Consider the following 20,859-nt stretch of genomic DNA (forward strand, 5'->3'; position numbering starts at 1 on the left):
GCCCCAGCCCTGGCCCCCGGGCGGAGCCCCCGCGCGGCGTCCCTCGATCGGGCGACTGTCACCCCGGAGACGTACCCTGGAACCCCCGGCCCGTTCGACGTGTCGGGCCTCTTGCGTTGCCCACCCCCGGACGGGAAAGGCCGAGCCCCACCCATGAGCCTGTACGGACTTCTCGACGCCGTCGTCAAGGACGCGGCCCTCACCGAAGCGGTGAAGGCCGCCGGCGACGGCAACCGGATGCACATCGACCTCGTGGGCCCGCCCGCGTCCCGCCCCTTCACGGTGGCCGCCCTCGCCCGCGAGGCGAAACGCACCGTCCTGGCCGTCACCGCCACCGGGCGGGAGGCCGAGGACCTGGCCGCCGCGCTGCGCTCGCTCCTCCCCGAGGACGAGGTCGTGGAGTTCCCGTCCTGGGAGACGCTGCCCCACGAACGCCTCTCCCCGCGCTCCGACACCGTCGGCCGCCGCCTCGCCGTACTGCGCCGCCTCGCGCACCCGCGCCCCGACGACCCGGAGACCGGCCCGGTGTCCGTCGTCGTAGCGCCCGTACGGTCCGTGCTGCAGCCGCAGGTCAAGGGGCTCGGCGACCTGGAACCCGTCGCCCTGCGCACCGGGCAGAGCGCCGACCTGAACGAGGTCGTCGAGGCGCTCGCCGCCGCCGCGTACGCCCGCGTCGAGCTGGTCGAGAAGCGCGGCGAGTTCGCCGTGCGCGGCGGCATCCTCGACGTCTTCCCGCCGACCGAGGAACACCCGCTGCGCGTGGAGTTCTGGGGCGACGACGTCGAGGAGATCCGGTACTTCAAGGTCGCCGACCAGCGGTCGCTCGAGATCGCCGAGCACGGGCTGTGGGCCCCGCCCTGCCGCGAGCTGCTGCTCACCGACGACGTACGGGCCCGCGCCGCCCAGCTCGCCGAGGACCACCCCGAGCTGGGGGAACTGCTCGGGAAGATCGCCGAGGGCATCGCCGTCGAGGGCATGGAGTCCCTCGCGCCCGTCCTCGTCGACGACATGGAGCTGCTCCTCGACGTCCTGCCCAAGGGCGCGATGACCCTGGTCTGCGACCCCGAGCGGGTGCGCACCCGCGCCGCTGACCTCGTCGCCACCTCGCAGGAGTTCCTCCAGGCGTCCTGGGCGGCCTCGGCGACCGGCGGCGAGGCCCCGATCGACGTGGGCGCTGCCTCGCTGTGGGGCATCGCGGACGTCCGGGACCGCGCCCGCGAGCTGGGCATGATGTGGTGGTCGGTCTCCCCGTTCGCCGCCGATGAACCCGGTGACACGGACGCCGACACCCTCCGCCTCGGCATGCACGCCCCCGACACCTACCGCGGCGACACCGCCAAGGCCCTCGCGGACACCAAGGGCTGGCTGGCCGACGGCTGGCGCACCGTCTACGTCACCGAGGGGCACGGCCCCGCCGCCCGTACGGTCGAGGTGCTCGGCGGCGAGGGCATCGCGGCCCGCCTCGACAAGGAGCTGGACGCCCTCACCCCGTCCGTCGTGCAGGTCTCCTGCGGCTGTATCGACGTCGGCTTCGTCCACCCCGAACTGAAGCTCGCCGTCCTCACCGAGACCGACCTGACCGGGCAGAAGGCCGCCGGCAAGGACGGCCAGCGGATGCCCGCCCGGCGCCGCAAGACCATCGACCCGCTCACCCTCGAATCCGGCGACTACATCGTGCACGAGCAGCACGGCGTCGGCCGCTACATCGAGATGGTGCAGCGCACGGTGCAGGGCGCGACCCGCGAGTACCTCGTCGTCGAGTACGCGCCCGCCAAGCGCGGCCAGCCCGGCGACCGCCTCTACATCCCCACCGACCAGCTGGAGCAGATCACCAAGTACGTCGGCGGTGAGGCCCCGACGCTGCACCGGCTCGGCGGCGCCGACTGGACCAAGACGAAGGCCCGCGCCAAGAAGGCCGTCAAGGAGATCGCCGCCGATCTCATCAAGCTGTACAGCGCGCGCATGGCCGCCCCCGGGCACGCCTTCGGGCCGGACACGCCGTGGCAGCGCGAGCTGGAGGACGCGTTCCCGTACATCGAGACGCCCGACCAGCTCACCACGATCGCCGAGGTCAAGGAGGACATGGAGAAGACGGTCCCGATGGACCGCCTGATCTGCGGCGACGTCGGTTACGGCAAGACGGAGATCGCGGTGCGTGCCGCCTTCAAGGCGGTCCAGGACGGCAAGCAGGTCGCGGTCCTCGTGCCGACGACGCTCCTTGTGCAGCAGCACTTCGGCACCTTCTCCGAGCGGTACGCCCAGTTCCCGGTCAGCGTCAAAGCGCTCAGCCGCTTCCAGACCGAGACCGAGTCGAAGGCGACGCTCGAAGGGCTGCGCGACGGCTCGGTCGACATCGTCATCGGCACGCACCGTCTCTTCTCCTCCGAGACCAAGTTCAAGGACCTGGGCCTGGTCATCGTCGACGAGGAGCAGCGCTTCGGCGTCGAGCACAAGGAGCAGCTGAAGAAGCTCCGTGCCAACGTCGACGTGCTGACCATGTCGGCCACACCCATCCCCCGTACGCTCGAAATGGCCGTCACCGGCATCCGCGAGATGTCGACGATCACCACGCCGCCCGAGGAGCGCCACCCGGTCCTCACCTTCGTCGGCCCGTACGAGGAGAAGCAGATCGGCGCCGCCGTCCGGCGCGAGCTGCTGCGCGAGGGGCAGGTCTTCTACATCCACAACCGCGTCGAGTCCATCGACCGCGCGGCGGCCCGGCTGCGCGCCATCGTCCCCGAGGCGCGGATCGCGACCGCGCACGGCCAGATGTCGGAGCAGGCCCTCGAACAGGTAGTCGTGGACTTCTGGGAGAAGCGGTTCGACGTGCTCGTCTCGACGACGATCGTCGAGTCCGGCATCGACATCTCCAACGCCAACACCCTCATCGTCGAGCGCGGCGACAACTTCGGGCTTTCGCAACTCCACCAGCTGCGCGGGCGCGTCGGCCGTGGCCGCGAGCGCGGATACGCCTACTTCCTGTACCCGCCGGAGAAGCCGCTCACGGAGACCGCGCACGAGCGGCTCGCGACCATCGCCCAGCACACCGAGATGGGCGCGGGCATGTATGTCGCCATGAAGGACCTGGAGATCCGAGGAGCCGGAAACCTCCTCGGCGGCGAGCAGTCCGGGCACATCGCGGGCGTCGGCTTCGACCTGTACGTGCGGATGGTCGGCGAGGCCGTGGCCGACTACCGGGCGTCCCTCGAGGGTGGTGTCGAGGAGGAGCCGCCCCTTGAGGTCAAGATCGAGCTGCCGGTCGACGCGCATGTCCCGCACGACTACGCGCCCGGCGAGCGGCTGCGCCTCCAGGCCTACCGCTCCATCGCCTCCGCCACCACGGAGGAGGACGTCAAGGCGGTGCGCGAGGAGCTGACCGACCGCTACGGCAAGCTGCCCGAGCCGGTCGAGAACCTGCTCCTCGTCGCGGGCCTGCGGATGCTCGCGCGCGCGTGCGGCGTGGGCGAGATCGTCCTCCAGGGCAACAACGTCCGCTTCGCGCCCGTGGAGCTGCGGGAGTCGCAGGAGCTGCGCCTCAAGCGGCTCTACCCCGGCACGGTGATCAAGGGGGCCACGCACCAGGTCCTCGTACCGCGTCCGAAGACGGCGAAGGTCGGCGGCAAGCCGCTGATGGGGCGTGAACTCCTGTCCTGGGCAGGCGAGTTCCTCGCGTCGATCCTGGGGTCGTAGCTGCCCGGCGCCCGGCGTCACCCGGTCCACAGGGGGTAAGCGACCCGTGGACCGGGCCCGGCGCTTGTGTGATCTTGCTCGGGTACGGTGAGCGGGCCGTACAGGAGCAAAAGGGGAGGTAGTGCCGTGCTGCGAGGCGCTGGGCGGGGGGCGGCGGCCGTGCTGATGGCCGCCGTCGCCGTCACCGGGTGCAAGGCCGAGGTGGACCGGGTCGGTGGGGCCGGGCCCGAGCCGCAGGGCCAGGGCAAGGCGGGCAGCGCGCTCGCCGCCGTCGACGAGCTGACGGTCAAGGGGCGCGCGCCGAAGACCGGGTACGCGCGGGAACGGTTCGGCACCGCCTGGGCCGACACCGACTCCAACGGCTGCGGCACCCGCGACGACATCCTCAAGCGCGACCTGGACGACGTCCGCTACTCGGACGGGAAGTGCAAGGTCGTCTCCGGGCGGCTCGCCCCCGACCCGTACGGCGGCAAGGACATCACCTTCACGCGCGGGCGCAGCAAGGTCGACATCGACCACCTCGTGGCCCTCTCCGACGCCTGGCAGAAGGGCGCCTTCCAGTGGGAGCCCGGCAAGCGCATCGCGTTCGCCAACGACCCGCTGAACCTGCTCGCCGTCGACGCGACCCCCAACCGCAGCAAGGGTGACGGCGACACGGCGACCTGGCTCCCGCCCAACAAGGGCTTCCGCTGCACGTACGTCGCCGGGCAGGTCGCGGTGAAGAAGAAGTACGGGGTGTGGGTGACCGCCGCCGAGCGGGCCGCCATGAAGAAGGTGCTCGGCACGTGCCCGGACCAGAAACTCCCGACGGGCGGAAACCCGACTGCGGCGCCGTCGCGGTTCCATGCACGATGAGGGCATGAACGTTCCGCCCGACAAGCCGTGCGGCACCCGGGGAACACAAAGGCGCGGCACGCGCTGTGGGCAGCGCGTGCCGCGTCGGTAGGGCCGGTCATCTCCCCCTCGGGCGACCGGCCCCTCCCCGGGGGACGGGGTCCTACAGCTTCAGGTCCCACTGCGTGGCGTTGTACTCGAAGCTCGGCTCGACCTCGACCGTCAGGTTCTTCGCGGCGGCCGGGGCGTCGAAGCCGTAGACGACCGTGGCCTTCTTGCCGGGCAGGATCGTGCCCTCGAAGCCGGTGCCGACCGCGTCGTCGAAGATCTGCTCGGCGTCGACGCCGTCCTTGCCGGCCCGCGCGGTGGTGCTGAGCAGGGTCGAGTCGAACTTGGCCTTGCTGTCGTTGGTGACCGTGACGGTGACCTTGTAGGCGTGGTTGCCCTTGGTGTGGCCCGCCGCGTACTCGCTCGGGTTGTAGGCCACCGGGTTCGACACCGTCACCGTCAGGTCGTCGTCGTAGATCACGGAGTCGCCCGCCTCCAGGGCCTTCTCGGGGTCGGGCTTCTTCTCGTCCGCCGCCGCCCCCGCGTCCCCCTTGCCCTTGGCGTCGCCGGACGCCTTCGTGTCCTTGGCCTTCGTGTCCTGGACCGACTTGTTGATCTCGTCGACCGCGTCGTCGACCGCCTTGAACGTCGTGACCGCGCCGAAGACCGCGAGGCCCAGGGAGACCAGCGCGAGGATCACGCCGGTCAGCGCCACGCCCTTGTTCGTCGCCTCGCCGCGCTTGGCCCGGCCCCGGCCCGTCAGGCCCAGGATCAGGGCGATCACGCCGAGGATGCCGGCCAGCCAGAACAGGATCGGGATGATCCCGGACAGCGCGCCGATGACGCCGAGGATCAGCGCCGCCGTGCCCAGCCCGTTCCGCGCGACCGGCCTGTGGCTCTGCGGCGGCTGGAACGGCGGGTACTGCGGGTGCTGCTGGGTCTGGGACATGGATTCCTCCGTGATGAGAGACGCCAACCTCCCCCCGGCTTTCCGAATGTCCGGCGGTTGGCTGGGTCAAGAACACCATAGCCTGTGAACCGAGTCAACCGCGTTTACGGGAATCAGGTCCCTACACTTGTGAACGGGGCTCTTACGCGACAGTCGGTATGGTCGGCTGTGCACATCCGCCACTAGGCATACGCACCACGACCGCCAGGCGTGCTCGCCACGACCGCCAGGCGTGCACGCAGATCAACCGGGTGCGCACACGGACCGCTACGAGGGGAGACGAACGCGGTGCAGGAGAACGCGACAGAGGTGACGGCCGCCGGGATCGCCCGGCTCGCGGGCGTCGGCCGGGCCGCCGTCAGCAACTGGCGGCGCCGCCACGCCGACTTCCCCAAACCCGTCGGCGGCACCGAGACCAGCCCCTCCTTCGCGCTCGCCGAGATCGAGGACTGGCTGCGCACCCAGGGCAAGCTCGCCGAGGTCCCCCTGCGTGAACGCGTCTGGCAGCAGCTCGCCGGCCACCCGGCGGGCCCGGTCACCGCCCTCCTGCACGCCGGAAGCGCCCTGCTGCTCGTGCACGACCGGCCCACCGAATGGCTCGCGCTCGCCAAGACGGACGACGACCGCGCCCTCGCCGAGCTGCTCTCCCCGGCCCTCGAAGGCGTCCTCACCCCGCGCTTCGGCCACGCCACCCAGCGCGCCCTGCCCACCCCGAAACCCGCGGCCCTGCTGCCGTCCGTGCCCCTGCTGCGCGGCGCCGCCGAACTCGCCGCCGACCTCGGCGCCCGCCGCACCTTCGCCTTCCTGCTCGGCCGCCACCTCGACGCCAACCCGCGCCAGTACACCCTCACCCCGCCGGGCCCCGCCGAGCTGATGGCCGCCCTCGCCGGGCCCGCCCGGACCGCGCTCGACCCGGCCTGCGGCACCGGCGCCCTCCTCGACGCCGTGCGCGCCCTGGACCCCCGCCCGGGACAGCGCCTCTACGGCCAGGACGCCACCGCCGAACTCGCCGCCCTGACCGCGCTGCGCCTCGCCCTCGACGGGCAGGACGGGCAGGAAGCCGCGCCCGCCATCCGCACCGCCGCCGCCGACACCCTGCGCGGCGACGCCCTCAGTGACGTACGCGCCGACGTGGTGCTCGCCCACCCGCCGTTCAACGAGCGCGGCTGGGGCCACGACGAACTCGCCTACGACCCGCGCTGGGAGTACGGCTTCCCGGCCCGCACCGAGTCCGAACTCGCCTGGGTGCAGCACGCGTTGGCCCGCCTCAAGGACGGCGGGACCGCCGTCCTCCTGATGCCGCCCGCCGTCGCCTCCCGCCGCTCGGGCCGCCGCATCCGCGCCGACCTGCTGCGGCGCGGCGCCCTGCGCGCGGTCATCGCCCTGCCCGCCGGAGCCGTGCCGCCGAACAACATCCCGCTGCACCTGTGGGTCCTGCGCAGGCCCGCCGCGCAGCCGCTCGCCGCGCCCGAACTGCTCCTCGTCGACACGACGTCCCTGACCGCCGCCGGGACGTACGCGAGAAGCAGGGCTGGGCCGCCGTACGGGACGCCGTGCTCGACGCCTGGCGCGCCTTCGACCGGGCCGGGTCCCTCGCCGAACGCCCCGAACTCGCGCGCTCCGTACCCGTCATCGACCTCCTCGACGACGAGGTGGACCTCGCGCCCGCCCGCCGCCTCCCGCCGCAGGCCGCGGGCGGCGGCGCCGCCGAACTCTCCGCCGTGCGCGAGCAGCTCACCGACACCCTGCGCCTGACCACCGGGCTGACCCCGACAGCCCCGAAGGTCCCGAAGGCCCTGAAGGACGCAGCCCCGGCCGCGTCCCCCGCGCGCTGGCCGCAGACCACGATCGGCGAACTCGCGCGCGCGGGCGCGCTGACGCTCCGCTCGGCCACCACCGTCACCCTGGGCGGCGGCCATGACGGCCACGCGCGCGTGCCCGTCCTCACCGACCACGACGTGCTCACCGGCTCCGCCCCGTCCGGCAGCCACACCGGCGCCGCCGCCGACGGCGAACCCGTCCTCCTGGAGGCGGGGGACGTCGTCGTGCCGGTCGTCGGGGCGGCGCCACCGCGCGCGTCGTCGACGAGGCCACCGCGGGCGCCGCCCTCGGCCGCGGTCTCGCGCTGCTCCGCCCCGACCCGGCCGCGCTCGACCCGTGGTTCATCGCCGGGTTCCTGCGCTCCACCGCCAACAACCGCCAGGCCAGCAGTTACGCCTCCACTGCGACCCGGCTCGACGTGCGCCGCCTCCAGCTGCCCCGCCTGCCCCTGGCCGAACAGGCCCGCTACGGCGCCCGGTTCAGATCGCTCGCGGCGTTCGAGGACGCGTTGCGTTCCGCGAGCCGCCTGGGCGAACAACTCGTACAGGGCCTGCACGACGGTCTGACGGACGGCGTGATCGACCCGGAGTGAACGGCGTGCTCGGCCATCGGTGAACGGCGTGATCGAACCGGAATGAACGAGGGGAACCGGAGTGGGCCCATCCCGGGCCCGTTGTCCCTGTCGGCCTATACGCTCGGAGCAGCACGCGGTCCACGGCGTGCGGTTCACAGCGGCGACAGACCAGCAGGAGCAGACATGTACGGGCCCGGCGCGGCGCCGCCCTCGCGCAACGAGGGCACGGTCATCACCCTGCGGGTCCTGTTCCCCGTCCTGTCGGTCCTCAGCTGCGGCCTGCTCTCGTGCGTGCCGCTGTTCCGGATCGCGGTGCTGCGCGGCAAGGCGCTCGACTGGGTGCTCGCCTGGACGGCGCTGCCCGTCACCCTCGCGCTCCTCGCCGTCGTGGGCTCGCTGCCGGAGGGGGACCACCGCACCGACGTGGCGCTCGCCGCGGTCCTGATCATCGCCGCCGCGAGCGCCGCGCACTTCCTGGTGTTCGACATACGCCGGACCCAGGTGCCGCACCCGCCCGCGCACCCGTACCCGCCGACGGCCACCACGGTCGGCTACGGCTACCCGCAGCGGCACCCGCAACCCCAGCACCAGCCCCAGCCGTACGGGCGGCAGCAGCCCCCGACCCCGCCGCTGCACGCCATGCCCACCCAGGCCGCGGGCCCGACGCCCACGCCCGTCCCGCCGACGCCGCCGCAGGCCCCCGCGCCGCAGAACCAGACCCCGCCCCCGCCCCCGCACCGCATCGACCAGGTCCGCGCCGAGCTGGACGAGCTGAGCGACTACCTGCGCAAGCGGGAGGACGGCGGCCGGTGACCTTCCCGCCCCCCGCCGCCGCGGCGAGCGGCGGCCACGTCATCGCCGGGCGCTACGAACTCTCCACGCTCATCGGCCAGGGCGGCATGGGCCAGGTCTGGACGGCGTACGACAAGCGCCTGGACCGCCGCGTCGCCGTCAAACTGCTCCGCCCCGACCGGGTCGCGGGCGCCGAGGCCGACGAGCTGCGCCGCCGCTTCCTGCGCGAGTGCCGCGTCACCGCCCAGGTCGACCACCCCGGCCTGGTCACCGTGCACGACGCGGGCTCCGAGGGCGAGGACGCCGCTTCGTTCCTGTACCTCGTCATGCAGTACATCGACGGCTCCGACCTCGGCGACCACCTCGCCGAGCACGACCCGTACCCGTGGCCCTGGGCCGTCTCGGTCGCCGCCCAGTTGTGCGCCGTGCTCTCCGCCGTGCACGCGGTGCCGATCGTCCACAGGGACCTCAAGCCGCGCAACATCATGGTGAAGAAGGACGGCACGATCACCGTCCTCGACCTCGGTGTCGCCTCCGTCATGGACACCGACACCACCCGCCTCACCCACACGGGATCGCCCATCGGCACCCCCGCCTACATGGCGCCCGAACAGGCGATGGGCGGCGCCGTCGGCCCGTACACCGACCTCTACGCGCTCGGCGTGCTCCTCTTCGAACTCCTCAGCGGCGACGTCCCCTTCGCGGGCACCACCGCCCTCGGCATCCTCCACCGCCACCTCTACGAGGCCCCGGTCCCGGTCCGCCGGATCCGCCCCGAGGTCCCCGAAGCGCTGGAGAACCTCGTCCTGCGCCTCCTCGCCAAGGACCCCCAGCACCGGCCCGCCTCCGCGCAGCAGACGTACGAGGAACTGCTCCCGCTGCTGCCCCCGCGCGGAGTGCCGACCGGGCATCCGCTCGACCCGACCCGCCCGTTCCTGCGCCCGCACGCGCCCTGGCCGGACCGCGCCCGCACGCCCGCGCCGCAGCCCGCCGGCTCCGACGTGCAGGGCGAGCGCCCCGACGTCGCCCGCGCCGTCGACGAGGTCAAACGCCTGCTCGGCGAGGGCCGCATCACCCAGGCCGTCGACATCCTCGGCGCGATCCTGCCCGCCGCCGCGGCCCAGCACGGCGAGCACTCGCCCGTCGTCCGCACCCTGCGCAAGCAGTACGCCGCCACGCTCATGGACGACGGGCAGTACCGCCGCGCCCTGCCCGAGCTGCGCCGCCTCGCCGACGAGCGCGCCGCCGAGGCCGGCCACGCCGACCCGCAGTCGCTCCAGTTCCGCTACGAGGCGGCCCAGTGCCTGGAGGCCCTCGGCGAACCGGCCGCCGCGCTCGCCGAGTACCGCTCGCTGCTCCCGTACTACGAGAACCAGTACGCCACCACCGACCTCCGCCTCGCCCTCGAAGTGCGCCGCCGCATCGGCCAGCTCCTCCTCGCCGTCGGCGACCGGGGCGCCGCGCACGAGACGCTCGTACGCCTGCTGCACGACGCGGAGCGGCTGCACGGGCCCGGGCATCCGTTCCCGGCGGAGGTGCGGCGCACCCTGCAGTGGCTGGGGCAGGTCAGGGGCTGATCCGGGGCACCGGCTATCTTTCGTGGTCGCCGGTCGTCGTGGCCGGCTCCGACAGCACACAGGGGTGGGGATCTCATGACCAGCGCCAAGGGCTCCAGACCGGGCAGCCACCGGCTCTCCAAGCGCAACCGCTACGTGGCCTGGGGCGCCGCCGGAGCGGTCGTCGCCGCGGGCGCCGCGGTCGCCGCGACCAACGCCTCGGCCGCCACCACGTGGCCCGCGCAGAAGACGTACACCGGCCGCGCCCTCGACACCTGCACCGCGCCGTCCGCCGCCGCCATGAAGGCCTGGCACACCGGCTTCTACGGCGCCGCCGCCGTCTACATCGGCGGCAAGAACCGCGGCTGCGCCCAGCCCAACCTCACCAAGTCCTGGGTGAAGACCGTCAACGCGCAGGGCTGGAAGCTGATCCCGCTCTACGTGGGCGCACAGCCGCCCTGCCAGACCGGCACCAGGAACGAGAAGATGACCGCCTCCAACGCGGCCTCGCTCGGCACGGCCGACGGCAAGGACGCCGTCGCCAAGGCCGCCGCGCTCGGCATGAAGGCGGGCAGCGCGCTCTACCTCGACATGGAGCCGTACGACATCGAGAACGCGTCCTGCAACAAGGCCGTGCTGACCTATGTGCGCTCCTTCAACAAGGTGCTGCGAGCCAAGACGTACCGCGCGGGCTACTACGGGTTCAGCAGCTCCAGCGCCGCCGCGATCGCCACCGCCAAGGACCGCACCGACCTGCCGGGCAACCTCTGGTACGCGAAGTGGGACAAGGTGAACACCACCACGTCCGACTGGCCCTGGTCGAAGTCGCTGTACACGAACCACAGCCGCGGCCATCAGTACATGGTCAACAGCAAGGAGAAGCGGGGCGGGTACACGATCACCGTGGACCGCAACGCGTGGGACGCGCCGGTCGCGATCGTCGGCTGACCACTCCCGCGCCGCTCCGTCGTCCGGACCCGAGTACCTCAACTCGCGGCGAATCGTTGTCGAATAGGTGGCCGAGCCAGCGGCCACCTCCTACCATCGATCACGGACTTTGTGCACCGACGCACAAACTCGCCGCAGGGAGGCTCACCTTGCACCGCCGCACCAGCAGCCGTCGCCGTACCGCGCTCGTCCTGTCCGCCGCCGCCATCGCCGCGGTTCCCGCCCTGACCGCCTGCGGGAACGAGGCGCATCCCGGCGCCGCGGCCGTCGTCGGCGGCCAGCGCATCACCGTCGCCCAGCTCGAGACCCGGGTCAACGAGGTGCGGGACGCCCAGCAGGCCGCCACGAAGGACAGCGCCGAGTACGAGCAGGCCATCGCCAAATCCGGCGGCCTGACCCGCAACACGCTGCACACCATGGTCCTCGACCGGGTCCTGCACCGCGCCGCCACCGACGCGGGCGTCACCGTCACCCGCAAGGAGATGCAGGACATGCGGGCCGGCCTGGAACAACGGGCGGGCGGCGCGCAGCAGTTGGAGACCGGCTGGCTGGCGCAGTACAACGTGCCGCCGAAACGGCTGACCGAAAGTCTGCGCACCGAGATCGAGGCGCAGAAGCTCGCCACCGCGCTCGGCGCCGACATGCAGACGCAGGAGGGCCAGACCGCGTTCTGGAAGGCGATCGGCAAGGCGTCCAAGGAGCTGAACGTCGACCTGAACCCGCGCTACGGCGCCTGGGAGGTCTCCCCGCGCAGCCGCCTCGTCGAGTCGAAGACGCCGTGGCTGAAGCAGGTCACGCGCCAGGAGCCGCCGTCGGCCCAGCAGACGGCGTAGGCACCCCCGCTCCCTGCGTTACGTTCGAGTGGTGAACGTGAACGATCGAGAGATGGACGCCGCCGCCGGGCTGGACGACGCGGCGGGCCGCATCGTCCTGCTCACCACGAGCCACCGGGTCGCCCCCGGACTCCTTTCCTGGCCGGCGTGGGAGGTGCTGCGGGGTGCCGACGCGGTGCTGTGCGCCGACGCCGCGCACCCGCAGCTGCCGTACCTGAAGGAGGCGGGCGTCGAGGTCACGCTCGCGACGGCGCCCCTGTCGGCCCGCGACCTCGTCGACCTCTGCGCCGACGGCGACCGCACGGTGGTCGTCCTCACGACGGCCGAGGGCGACCGCCGCCTCACGGACGGCCTCGCCGCGCTGGCGGGCTCCGGCCGCGAGCGGATGCCGTCCCTGGAACTCCTCCCCGGCTCCTACGACCTCCCCGGCGCCCGCCTCCTCGACCTCGTCCAGGTCATGGACCGCATCCGCCGCGAGTGCCCCTGGTCGTCGCAGCGCACCCACGAGGAACTGGCGAAGTACGCGATCGAGGAGGCCTACGAGCTGGTCGAGGCGATCGAGACGGACGACCGTACGGAGCTGCGCGAGGAGCTCGGCGACGTCCTCCTCCAGGTCGTCTTCCACGCCCGCATCGCGGAGGAGGACCCCGACGAGCCCTTCTCCGTGGACGACGTCGCCGGTGGCATCGTCACCAAACTCATCCACCGCCACCCGCACGTCTTCGGCGACGAGAGCGCGTCGACGCCGGAGGAGGTGCGGGAGATCTGGCTCCGCAAGAAGGGCGAGGCCAAGCGCCGCGCCTCGGTCACCGACGGCGTCCCGGTGGGCCAGCCCGGCCTCGCCCTCGCCGCGAAACTCGGCTCCCGCGTCCGTACGGCGGGCCTGGACGTCCCGCTCCCGACCGGCGCGGGCATCGGCTACGAACTCCTCGCCCTGGCGCTGCGCGCGGAGGCGGAGGGCGTGGACCCGGAGACGGCACTCAGGGCGGCGGCGAGGACGTACCGCGCGGCGGTGCGTGTCGCGGAGGGGGTGGGGGAGGAGTAGGGGGCGGCTTCCAGCGCGGCCCCCAGCGCGGCCCCCTTGCGTACGGCTAGGTCACCCGCTCCGGATACCGTCGGAAGGTGACCGAAAGCCCCGCCCACGCCGACATGCCGGAACTCTTCACCTGGGAGTTCGCCAGCGACCCGTATCCCGCCTACGCCTGGCTGCGTGAGCACGCGCCCGTGCACCGCACCACGCTGCCGAGCGGGGTCGAGGCGTGGCTGGTCACGCGGTACGCGGACGCCCGGCAGGCCCTTGCCGACCAGCGGCTCAGCAAGAACCCGGCCCATCACGACGAGCCCTCGCACGCCAAAGGCAAGACGGGCATCCCGGGCGAGCGCAAGGCCGATCTGATGACGCACCTGCTCAACATCGACCCCCCGGACCACACCCGCCTCCGCCGCCTCGTCTCGAAGGCGTTCACCCCGCGTACGGTGGCCGAATTCGCACCCCGGGTGCAGGAGCTGACGGACGACCTCATCGACCGGTTCGCGGCGAAGGGCGAGGCCGACCTGATCCACGACTTCGCCTTCCCGCTCCCCATCTACGCCATCTGCGACCTGCTCGGCGTCCCGCGCGAGGACCAGGACGACTTCCGGGACTGGGCGGGCATGATGATCCGGCACGGGGGCGGACCGCGCGGCGGCGTCGCCCGGTCGGTGAAGAAGATGCGCGGCTACCTGGCCGAGTTGATCCACCGCAAGCGCCAGGAGCCCGGTGACGACCTCATCTCCGGCCTGATCCGCGCCTCCGACCACGGCGAGCACCTCACCGAGAACGAGGCAGCGGCCATGGCTTTCATCCTGCTGTTCGCGGGTTTCGAAACCACGGTCAACCTCATCGGCAACGGGACGTATGCCCTGCTCACGCACCCGGAGCAACGTGAGCGACTGCAACGCGGCCTTGCCGTGAACGACACCGCTCTCCTCGCCACCGCCGTCGAGGAGTTGCTCCGCTTCGACGGCCCCGTCGAGCTGGCGACCTGGCGGTTCGCGACCGAACCCCTCACCATCGGCGGACAGTCCATCGCCACCGGCGACCCGGTTCTCGTCGTCCTCGCCGCCGCCGACCGCGACCCGGCGCGGTTCGCGGAGCCCGACACGCTCGACCTCTCCCGCCGCGACAACCAGCACCTCGGCTACGGCCACGGCATCCACTACTGCCTCGGCGCGCCCCTCGCCCGCCTGGAGGGACAGGCCGCCCTGGCAACGCTCCTGACGCGTCTTCCGGACCTCCGGCTCGCCGAGGACCCGGCCGAACTGCGCTGGCGCGGCGGGCTCATCATGCGCGGACTGCGCACGCTGCCAGTGCAGTTCACCCCCGAGCGCACCCGGGCGCACACCCACTGAACCTGACAGTTTCTCAACTTCGTGACTTTCACGTGATCTACGCTGCATCGACTTGTGACAAGCGTTCGAGTCCCGCTACGTTCACCAGTCATCGCGACACAGGCACAACCGGCACCACTCCCGCCACTCCTGTCGCGTGCTGCATCAGTCTCGCGAAAGGCAACCGCATGCTCTCCGGGAACGGTCGTCACCGTCGCCCTCGTCAGGCCCCCGCTCTGGTCGTCGCCGCCGGTGTCACCGGCAGCGCCATCGCGATCCCGCTGCTCGCGGCGACCGGCGCGAACGCCGCCTCCGCCACCACCTGGGACAAGCTCGCCGAGTGCGAGTCCGGCGGGCAGTGGAGCCTCGACGCGGGGGACGGCTACTACGGCGGACTGCAGGTGTCGCAGGAGACGTGGGAGCAGTACGGGGGCCTCGACTACGCCCCGAGCGCCGACGAGGCCAGCAGATCGCAGCAGATAGCCGTCGCCGAGAAGGCGCTCCAGGCCAAGGGGCCCGGCGTCTGGCCGAGCTGCTCCCTCGTGGCCGGTCTGACGCAGAGCGACGACGCGGCCGAGGTGGACCCGGGGGTGAGCGCCTCGCCGCGCCCGTCCGGCCTCGCCCAGTCGCCGCCGGACGCCTCCGGCTCGGCGCGCTCCTCGGATGCGTCGGCCTCGTCGAGTTCGTCCGGCTCCTCGGACACGTCGGGCTCTTCGGACGCGTCGGACTCCGCAGACTCCTCGGACTCCACAAGAGAGAAGAGTCACCAGGACTCGGGCGCGAGTGACGCGTCCGGCGCCGATGAGTCGAGCGCGGTCGGCGGCGACGGATCCGGCTCCGAGGACGGTGGGACGCCCGCCGCGTCTGACACCCCGTCGGCCGGAGCCACCGCCGATACCCGCGGTGACAAGGCGGGCGACGAGCCGAGCGGCACCGCCGAAGGTGACAACTCGGGCAAGTCCGGCCAGACGGACGCCACTTCCACCGTCGACCCGGACGCGTCCTCCGCCGGCCGCCACCGCGGCGACCGCGCCGCCGACGACACCGCCGTCTCCCGCCAGAGTGAGGGTCGTCACGCCTCCCGCGAGGAAGTCCGCTCCGAGGCCGCGTACACGGTCCGCTCCGGCGACAACCTGACGGACATCGCGGACGCGCAGAACATCGACGGAGGGTGGAATGCCCTCTATGACCTCAACAAGAAGACGGTCGGCGCCGATCCGGACCTCATCCTTCCTGGTCAGAGTCTGGATCTTGGCCTCGAAACGGATGAAAAGTAACTGAAAATTGGGGCGGGTTGAGGCGCCTATGTCCGCTTTTGCGAGAGTGAGACATGAGTCTCAAACACCCTGATCGTCTTTGAAATCGGGCGGATCGACTGCTTAACGTCGTCACCGCTCGCCACAGCGGGCCCCGACGGACGTCACGCCGAATCCTGCCAACGTCCGTACGGGAACAGTCGACGCGTAAGCGCCGTAGGCAGGAGCGGGGGACCCAAGGTAAGTGCCGGGAAACCGGCTTGGGGTTAAGCCGCGCACTAGGTTGCGCGCCGGACACTCACTGGTCCGCACCCGACAGCTCACCTCGTAGGCGTCGGTGAGGGGATTCCTTCATGCTGCTTTCCAGCAAGGGCAAGCACCGCCGCCCGTCCAAGGCCGTCCGTGTCGCCACGCTCGCCGGTGTCGCCGGTGCCGCCGTCGCCGTTCCGCTGATGGGTGCCACGGGCGCCTCCGCCGCCTCCACCTCCGAGTGGGACCAGGTCGCCTCCTGCGAGTCCGGCGGCAACTGGTCGATCAACACCGGCAACGGCTACTACGGCGGTCTGCAGTTCTCCGCCTCGACGTGGGCCGCGTACGGAGGCACCGCCTACGCGTCCTCCGCCGACCAGGCGTCCAAGGCGCAGCAGATATCGGTCGCCGAGAAGGTCCTCGCCTCGCAGGGCAAGGGTGCCTGGCCGAGCTGCGGTGTGGGCCTGTCCGGCGCCTCCACCGGCAACTCCGCTCCGGTCGAGTCGCAGTCCTCGCAGCAGCCGCAGCAGCAGGAGCGCTCGGAGTCCTCGACGACGACCCGCTCGCAGCCGCGTCAGCAGCCGCAGCAGCAGGCTCAGCCGCAGCAGGAGACCAAGAAGGACACCGTCACCACCCCGACCGGCAAGAAGGTCGAGAAGGGCGACGGCGAGTACAAGGTCGTCACCGGCGACACCCTCAGCAAGATCGCCGAGGCGCACGGCACCAACTGGCAGAAGGTGTTCAAGCTCAACAAGGACATCGTCGCCGACGCCGACCTGATCTACCCGGGTCAGCAGCTGCACCTCAAGTAAGACCCTTGGAGCACGACGACTCGGCATCGGCGGATGCCGGGCCGGCGCTCGCAACGGCCGCTCGCTCCGGCGACCCCCGTTCCGCCGCATCTGCGCGGCGGAACGGGGGTCGCCGTCTTTGTTCCGTTAAGAAACATTTCGCTATCGGCGTTGTCCACAACACGGGCGGTCGACTGGCTGATGCCCCTGGGCCGGTTAGGCTCAGGGTGCGGGCCACGCCGTCCGCACAGTTGTGTCACATCCCAGAAGGAGATGCTCGTGCCGTCCATCGACGTCGTCGTAGCCCGGGAAATCCTGGACTCCCGAGGCAACCCCACGGTCGAGGTCGAGGTCGGCCTCGACGACGGCAGCACGGGTCGTGCTGCTGTCCCGTCGGGCGCCTCCACCGGTGCCTTCGAGGCCATCGAACTCCGTGACGGTGACCCCAACCGTTACCAGGGCAAGGGCGTCGAGAAGGCCGTCCTCGCCGTCATCGAGCAGATCGGCCCGGAGCTGGTCGGCTACGACGCCACCGAGCAGCGCCTGATCGACCAGGCGATGTTCGACCTGGACGCCACCGACAACAAGGGCTCGCTCGGCGCCAACGCCATCCTGGGCGTCTCCCTCGCCGTCGCGCACGCCGCGTCCGAGGCCAGCGACCTGCCGCTCTTCCGCTACCTGGGCGGTCCGAACGCGCACCTGCTGCCCGTCCCGATGATGAACATCCTGAACGGCGGGTCGCACGCCGACTCCAACGTCGACATCCAGGAGTTCATGATCGCCCCGATCGGCGCGGAGTCCTTCTCCGAGGCGCTGCGCTGGGGCACCGAGGTCTACCACACCCTCAAGAAGGTGCTGAAGACCAAGGGCCTGTCCACCGGCCTCGGCGACGAGGGCGGCTTCGCCCCGAACCTGGAGTCGAACCGCGCCGCGCTCGACCTCATCCTCGAGGCGATCAAGGAGGCCGGTTACGTCCCCGGCCAGCAGGTCGCGCTCGCGCTCGACGTCGCCGCCTCCGAGTTCTACAAGGACGGCGTGTACGAGTTCGAGGGCAAGCAGCGCTCGGCCGCCGAGATGACCGAGTACTACGCCGAGCTGGTCGACGCGTACCCGCTCGTCTCCATCGAGGACCCGCTGTTCGAGGACGACTGGGCCGGCTGGAACACCATCACCGAGAAGCTCGGCGACAAGGTGCAGCTCGTCGGCGACGACCTGTTCGTCACCAACCCGGAGCGCCTGGCCCGCGGCATCGAGGAGAACTCGGCCAACGCCCTGCTCGTCAAGGTCAACCAGATCGGTTCGCTGACCGAGACCCTGGACGCCGTCGAGCTGGCCCAGCGCAACGGCTTCAAGTGCATGATGTCGCACCGCTCCGGTGAGACCGAGGACGTCACCATCGCCGACCTCGCCGTCGCCACCAACTGCGGTCAGATCAAGACCGGCGCCCCGGCCCGCTCCGAGCGCGTCGCCAAGTACAACCAGCTCCTGCGCATCGAGGAGATCCTGGACGACGCGGCGGTCTACGCCGGCCGCTCGGCCTTCCCCCGCTTCAAGGGCTGACCGTCCCCGGCGCCGCAGTTCCGTACGTCCCCGCACTCGGTCCCGTACCGTGTGCGGGGACGTACGCACGTAGGCAGCCGGACGGCTGGAACGGGGAGGCGACAGGCGAATGCCGGGAAAGGTACGGAGCAGAGGCCAGAGCGATTCGGCCCGCTTCTCCACCGCCACCCGCCTGCGCGTGCTCGGCGAGCAGACGGCCGAGCGCGTCTACCGCTCGCAGAACAAGCGCCAGGCCCGCCGCTCCCGGCTCACCGGGCGCGCGGCCCTGCTCGCCCTCGTCGTCTGCACCCTCGTGGTCGCCCTCGCCTACCCGATGAGGCAGTACGTGTCCCAGCGCGGCGAGATCGCGGACCTGCAGCGCAAGCAGCAGGAGGCGAAGGACCGCGTCGAGCGGCTGCGCGACGAGAAGGCGCGCTGGCAGGACGACGCGTACGCCGAGCAGCGGATCCGCGAGCGGCTGCACATGGTCATGCCCGGGGAGACCGGGTACGTGGTGCCCGACCCGCGCGCCACCGAGGACGGCCGGGACGAGCAGGGCGCGGCCGACCGCCCCTGGTACTCGAACGTCTGGGACGGCGTCGACAAGGCCGACCGCGCGAACTGACCACCACCGTCACCCCGCCCCACAAAGTGAAAGACAGGCATGGAAACGCCCCCGCCCCAGACCGAGCCCACCGCGCCCACGGACGCCGACATCCACGCGTTCAAGGAGCAGCTAGGCCGCCCGCCGCGCGGCCTGCGGGCCATCGCGCACCGCTGCCCCTGCGGCAACCCGGACGTCGTCGAGACGGCGCCGCGCCTGGAGGACGGCACGCCGTTCCCGACGACGTACTACCTGACGTGCCCGCGCGCGGCGTCCGCCATCGGCACCCTTGAGGCCAACGGCGTGATGAAGGAGATGACGGAGCGGCTCGCGACCGACCCGGAGCTCGCGCGCCAGTACCGGGCCGCGCACGAGGACTACCTCGCCCGCCGTGACGCCATCGAGGTCCTGGAGAACTTCCCGAGCGCGGGCGGCATGCCGGACCGCGTGAAGTGCCTGCACGTGCTCGTGGCGCACTCGCTGGCGGCCGGTCCGGGGGTGAACCCGCTGGGCGACGAGGCGATCGAGATGCTGCCGGAGTGGTGGCGGAAGGGCCCGTGCGTGACGCCCTGCGGTCTGCCCGAGGGTGACGCGTGGGAGGTGGACGCCTCCGAGGACGGCTCCGGACACTTCGCCTTCCGCCCCCTGGACTCCGGCGCGGAGCCCGGTGCCGCTGAGCGGGAGGGCAAGTGACCAGGGTCGCCGCCGTCGACTGCGGTACGAACTCCATCCGGCTGCTCGTCGCGGACGCGAACCCGGAGACGGGTGAACTCGTCGACCTGGACCGGCGCATGACGATCGTCCGGCTCGGCCAGGGCGTCGACAAGACGGGCCGGCTCGCGCCCGAGGCCCTCGACCGGACGTTCGCGGCGTGCCGCGAGTACGCCGAAGTGATCAAGGAGCACGGGGCCGAGCGCGTCCGCTTCGTCGCCACGAGCGCGTCCCGCGACGCCTCGAACCGGGACGACTTCGTCCGCGGCGTCCTGGACATCCTGGGCGTCGAGCCCGAGGTGATCACCGGGGAGCAGGAGGCGGCGTTCTCCTTCACGGGTGCGACGAAGGAGCTGACGGGCCGGGCCGACCTGGACACGCCGTTCCTGGTGGTGGACATCGGCGGCGGCTCGACGGAGTTCGTGGTCGGCGACGAGGCGGTGCGCGCCGCGCACTCCGTCGACATCGGCTGCGTACGGATGACCGAGCGGCACTTGGTCGCCGAGGACGGCACGGTCACCGATCCGCCGGCCGCCGCGCAGGTCGAGGCGGTCCGCGAGGACGTCGTGGCGGCCCTGGACCGGGTGGCGGAGCTGGTCCCGCTGGCCGAGGCCCGCACCCTCGTCGGCCTGGCCGGTTCGGTGACGACGGTGGCGGCGCTCGCGCTCGGCCTCACCGAGTACGACTCGGCCGCGATCCACCACTCCCGCGTCTCCTACGAGAAGGTCGCCGAGCTGACGGACTGGCTGCTGACGTCCACGCACGACCAGCGCGCCCTGCACCCGGTGATCCACCCCGGCCGCGTCGACGTGATCGCCTCGGGCGCGCTCGTCCTGCGTCTGATCATGGAGCGGACCGGCGCCCGCGAGGTGGTCGTGAGCGAACACGACATTCTGGACGGCATCGCCTGGTCGCTCGCCTGACAGCAATGCCCCTCCAGGGTCCCCGCAGCGCCTTCGAATGATCACGCCTGAGCGTGCCGCGCCCCGTCTGAGCATGGTGGAAGGGGGTCGCGACACGCTCTTCGCGTGCCTCGGCCACAAAGTTCGTGAAGTTCTTCACAAGGAATTCGGCCCTCTTGGGCGCGCTTTGTGGCCCACGGGCCCGTTCGGTGGCGTCCAGGTGGGGTGCCGGGGCTCGTCCGTGGTGTGTCGCGCGTGTTGCGGGAGGGTGAATTCCGGCAGTGGTTCACCGGGTCCGGAAGCTCACCTTTGCTGCTCACGAGGGGTGAGCAACGAGTGGCGGTGAAGTCTGGTTCCCTCCGCCGACCATGACATGGGTCACGTGGGCGGCG

General features: G+C 71.8%; 15 protein-coding genes, 1 pseudogene and 1 riboswitch. Of the genes and pseudogenes, 15 read left to right on the forward strand and 1 reads right to left on the reverse strand.

The annotated features are described in order from the left end of the window. Positions 1–153 precede the first annotated feature (153 nt). Together mfd and N5I75_RS17510 are read left to right on the forward strand one after the other, a co-directional pair. On the forward strand, positions 154–3,690 hold the full coding sequence (mfd, locus tag N5I75_RS17505) for a transcription-repair coupling factor (RefSeq protein WP_476678581.1): 3,537 nt from the start codon (positions 154–156) through the stop codon (positions 3,688–3,690). A gap of 165 nt (positions 3,691–3,855) precedes the next feature. Next, positions 3,856–4,545 carry an HNH endonuclease family protein gene (locus N5I75_RS17510; protein WP_476679523.1) on the forward strand — a complete coding sequence of 230 codons (690 nt, stop codon included), beginning with the start codon at positions 3,856–3,858 and terminating at the stop codon, positions 4,543–4,545. A 142-nt stretch (positions 4,546–4,687) separates the two neighbouring features. Here N5I75_RS17510 and N5I75_RS17515 read toward each other — a convergent pair whose 3' ends face one another. After that, positions 4,688–5,521: a DUF4190 domain-containing protein gene (locus N5I75_RS17515; RefSeq protein WP_476678583.1), complete on the reverse strand. Its 834-nt coding sequence runs from the start codon at positions 5,519–5,521 to the stop codon at positions 4,688–4,690. Positions 5,522–5,809: 288 nt separating this feature from the next. Between N5I75_RS17515 and N5I75_RS17520 the strand changes: the two are divergent. The 13 genes and pseudogenes from N5I75_RS17520 to N5I75_RS17580 all read left to right on the forward strand — a co-directional run bounded on the left by N5I75_RS17520 (position 5,810) and on the right by N5I75_RS17580 (position 20,488). Then, a pseudogene (locus N5I75_RS17520) lies at positions 5,810–7,934 on the forward strand (N-6 DNA methylase). Positions 7,935–8,099: 165 nt separating this feature from the next. Then, positions 8,100–8,729, forward strand: a complete 630-nt coding sequence (locus N5I75_RS17525; protein ID WP_476678585.1) for a hypothetical protein — start codon at positions 8,100–8,102, stop codon at positions 8,727–8,729. A gap of 41 nt (positions 8,730–8,770) precedes the next feature. Beyond that, the gene (locus N5I75_RS17530) at positions 8,771–10,285 is read left to right on the forward strand and encodes a serine/threonine-protein kinase (protein WP_476679524.1); all 1,515 of its coding nucleotides are present in this window, start codon (positions 8,771–8,773) and stop codon (positions 10,283–10,285) included. A gap of 75 nt (positions 10,286–10,360) precedes the next feature. Further along, positions 10,361–11,212, forward strand: a complete 852-nt coding sequence (locus N5I75_RS17535; protein WP_476678586.1) for a glycoside hydrolase domain-containing protein — start codon at positions 10,361–10,363, stop codon at positions 11,210–11,212. A gap of 149 nt (positions 11,213–11,361) precedes the next feature. Further along, positions 11,362–12,045: a SurA N-terminal domain-containing protein gene (locus tag N5I75_RS17540; RefSeq protein ID WP_476678588.1), complete on the forward strand. Its 684-nt coding sequence runs from the start codon at positions 11,362–11,364 to the stop codon at positions 12,043–12,045. 52 nt (positions 12,046–12,097) lie between these two features. Beyond that, the gene (locus tag N5I75_RS17545) at positions 12,098–13,090 is read left to right on the forward strand and encodes a nucleoside triphosphate pyrophosphohydrolase (protein WP_476679525.1); all 993 of its coding nucleotides are present in this window, start codon (positions 12,098–12,100) and stop codon (positions 13,088–13,090) included. Between the two features lie 104 nt (positions 13,091–13,194). Next, positions 13,195–14,436 carry a cytochrome P450 family protein gene (locus N5I75_RS17550; protein WP_476679526.1) on the forward strand — a complete coding sequence of 414 codons (1,242 nt, stop codon included), beginning with the start codon at positions 13,195–13,197 and terminating at the stop codon, positions 14,434–14,436. A 167-nt stretch (positions 14,437–14,603) separates the two neighbouring features. Then, positions 14,604–15,692: a transglycosylase family protein gene (locus tag N5I75_RS17555; protein WP_476678590.1), complete on the forward strand. Its 1,089-nt coding sequence runs from the start codon at positions 14,604–14,606 to the stop codon at positions 15,690–15,692. Between the two features lie 181 nt (positions 15,693–15,873). Then, positions 15,874–16,020, forward strand: a riboswitch (cyclic di-AMP (ydaO/yuaA leader). A gap of 4 nt (positions 16,021–16,024) precedes the next feature. After that, the gene (locus N5I75_RS17560) at positions 16,025–16,732 is read left to right on the forward strand and encodes a transglycosylase family protein (RefSeq protein ID WP_476678592.1); all 708 of its coding nucleotides are present in this window, start codon (positions 16,025–16,027) and stop codon (positions 16,730–16,732) included. A 258-nt stretch (positions 16,733–16,990) separates the two neighbouring features. After that, entirely contained in the window at positions 16,991–18,271 is a 1,281-nt protein-coding gene (gene eno, locus N5I75_RS17565) for a phosphopyruvate hydratase (RefSeq protein ID WP_394431469.1), read from the forward strand. Positions 18,272–18,380: 109 nt separating this feature from the next. Beyond that, a complete protein-coding gene (locus N5I75_RS17570) occupies positions 18,381–18,875 on the forward strand; it encodes an FtsB family cell division protein (protein ID WP_476678594.1) in 495 nt (164 codons plus the stop codon). A gap of 39 nt (positions 18,876–18,914) precedes the next feature. Continuing rightward, positions 18,915–19,547: a DUF501 domain-containing protein gene (locus N5I75_RS17575; protein WP_476678596.1), complete on the forward strand. Its 633-nt coding sequence runs from the start codon at positions 18,915–18,917 to the stop codon at positions 19,545–19,547. Next, the gene (locus tag N5I75_RS17580) at positions 19,544–20,488 is read left to right on the forward strand and encodes a Ppx/GppA phosphatase family protein (RefSeq protein ID WP_476678598.1); all 945 of its coding nucleotides are present in this window, start codon (positions 19,544–19,546) and stop codon (positions 20,486–20,488) included. Before N5I75_RS17575 ends, N5I75_RS17580 begins: the two co-directional genes overlap by 4 nt. Positions 20,489–20,859: the final 371 nt, after the last annotated feature.

The organism is Streptomyces sp. R818 (assembly GCF_056172735.1).

What these genes read in the sequence shown, in the direction of transcription:
- mfd (WP_476678581.1), top strand. Translation starts at nt 154, where the DNA reads ATGAGCCTGTACGGACTTCTCGACGCCGTCGTCAAGGACGCGGCCCTC.
- N5I75_RS17510 (WP_476679523.1), top strand. Translation starts at nt 3,856, where the DNA reads ATGGCCGCCGTCGCCGTCACCGGGTGCAAGGCCGAGGTGGACCGGGTC.
- N5I75_RS17515 (WP_476678583.1), bottom strand. Translation starts at nt 5,521, where the DNA reads ATGTCCCAGACCCAGCAGCACCCGCAGTACCCGCCGTTCCAGCCGCCG.
- N5I75_RS17525 (WP_476678585.1), top strand. Translation starts at nt 8,100, where the DNA reads ATGTACGGGCCCGGCGCGGCGCCGCCCTCGCGCAACGAGGGCACGGTC.
- N5I75_RS17535 (WP_476678586.1), top strand. Translation starts at nt 10,361, where the DNA reads ATGACCAGCGCCAAGGGCTCCAGACCGGGCAGCCACCGGCTCTCCAAG.
- N5I75_RS17545 (WP_476679525.1), top strand. Translation starts at nt 12,098, where the DNA reads ATGGACGCCGCCGCCGGGCTGGACGACGCGGCGGGCCGCATCGTCCTG.
- N5I75_RS17550 (WP_476679526.1), top strand. Translation starts at nt 13,195, where the DNA reads ATGCCGGAACTCTTCACCTGGGAGTTCGCCAGCGACCCGTATCCCGCC.
- N5I75_RS17555 (WP_476678590.1), top strand. Translation starts at nt 14,604, where the DNA reads ATGCTCTCCGGGAACGGTCGTCACCGTCGCCCTCGTCAGGCCCCCGCT.
- N5I75_RS17560 (WP_476678592.1), top strand. Translation starts at nt 16,025, where the DNA reads ATGCTGCTTTCCAGCAAGGGCAAGCACCGCCGCCCGTCCAAGGCCGTC.
- N5I75_RS17570 (WP_476678594.1), top strand. Translation starts at nt 18,381, where the DNA reads ATGCCGGGAAAGGTACGGAGCAGAGGCCAGAGCGATTCGGCCCGCTTC.
- N5I75_RS17575 (WP_476678596.1), top strand. Translation starts at nt 18,915, where the DNA reads ATGGAAACGCCCCCGCCCCAGACCGAGCCCACCGCGCCCACGGACGCC.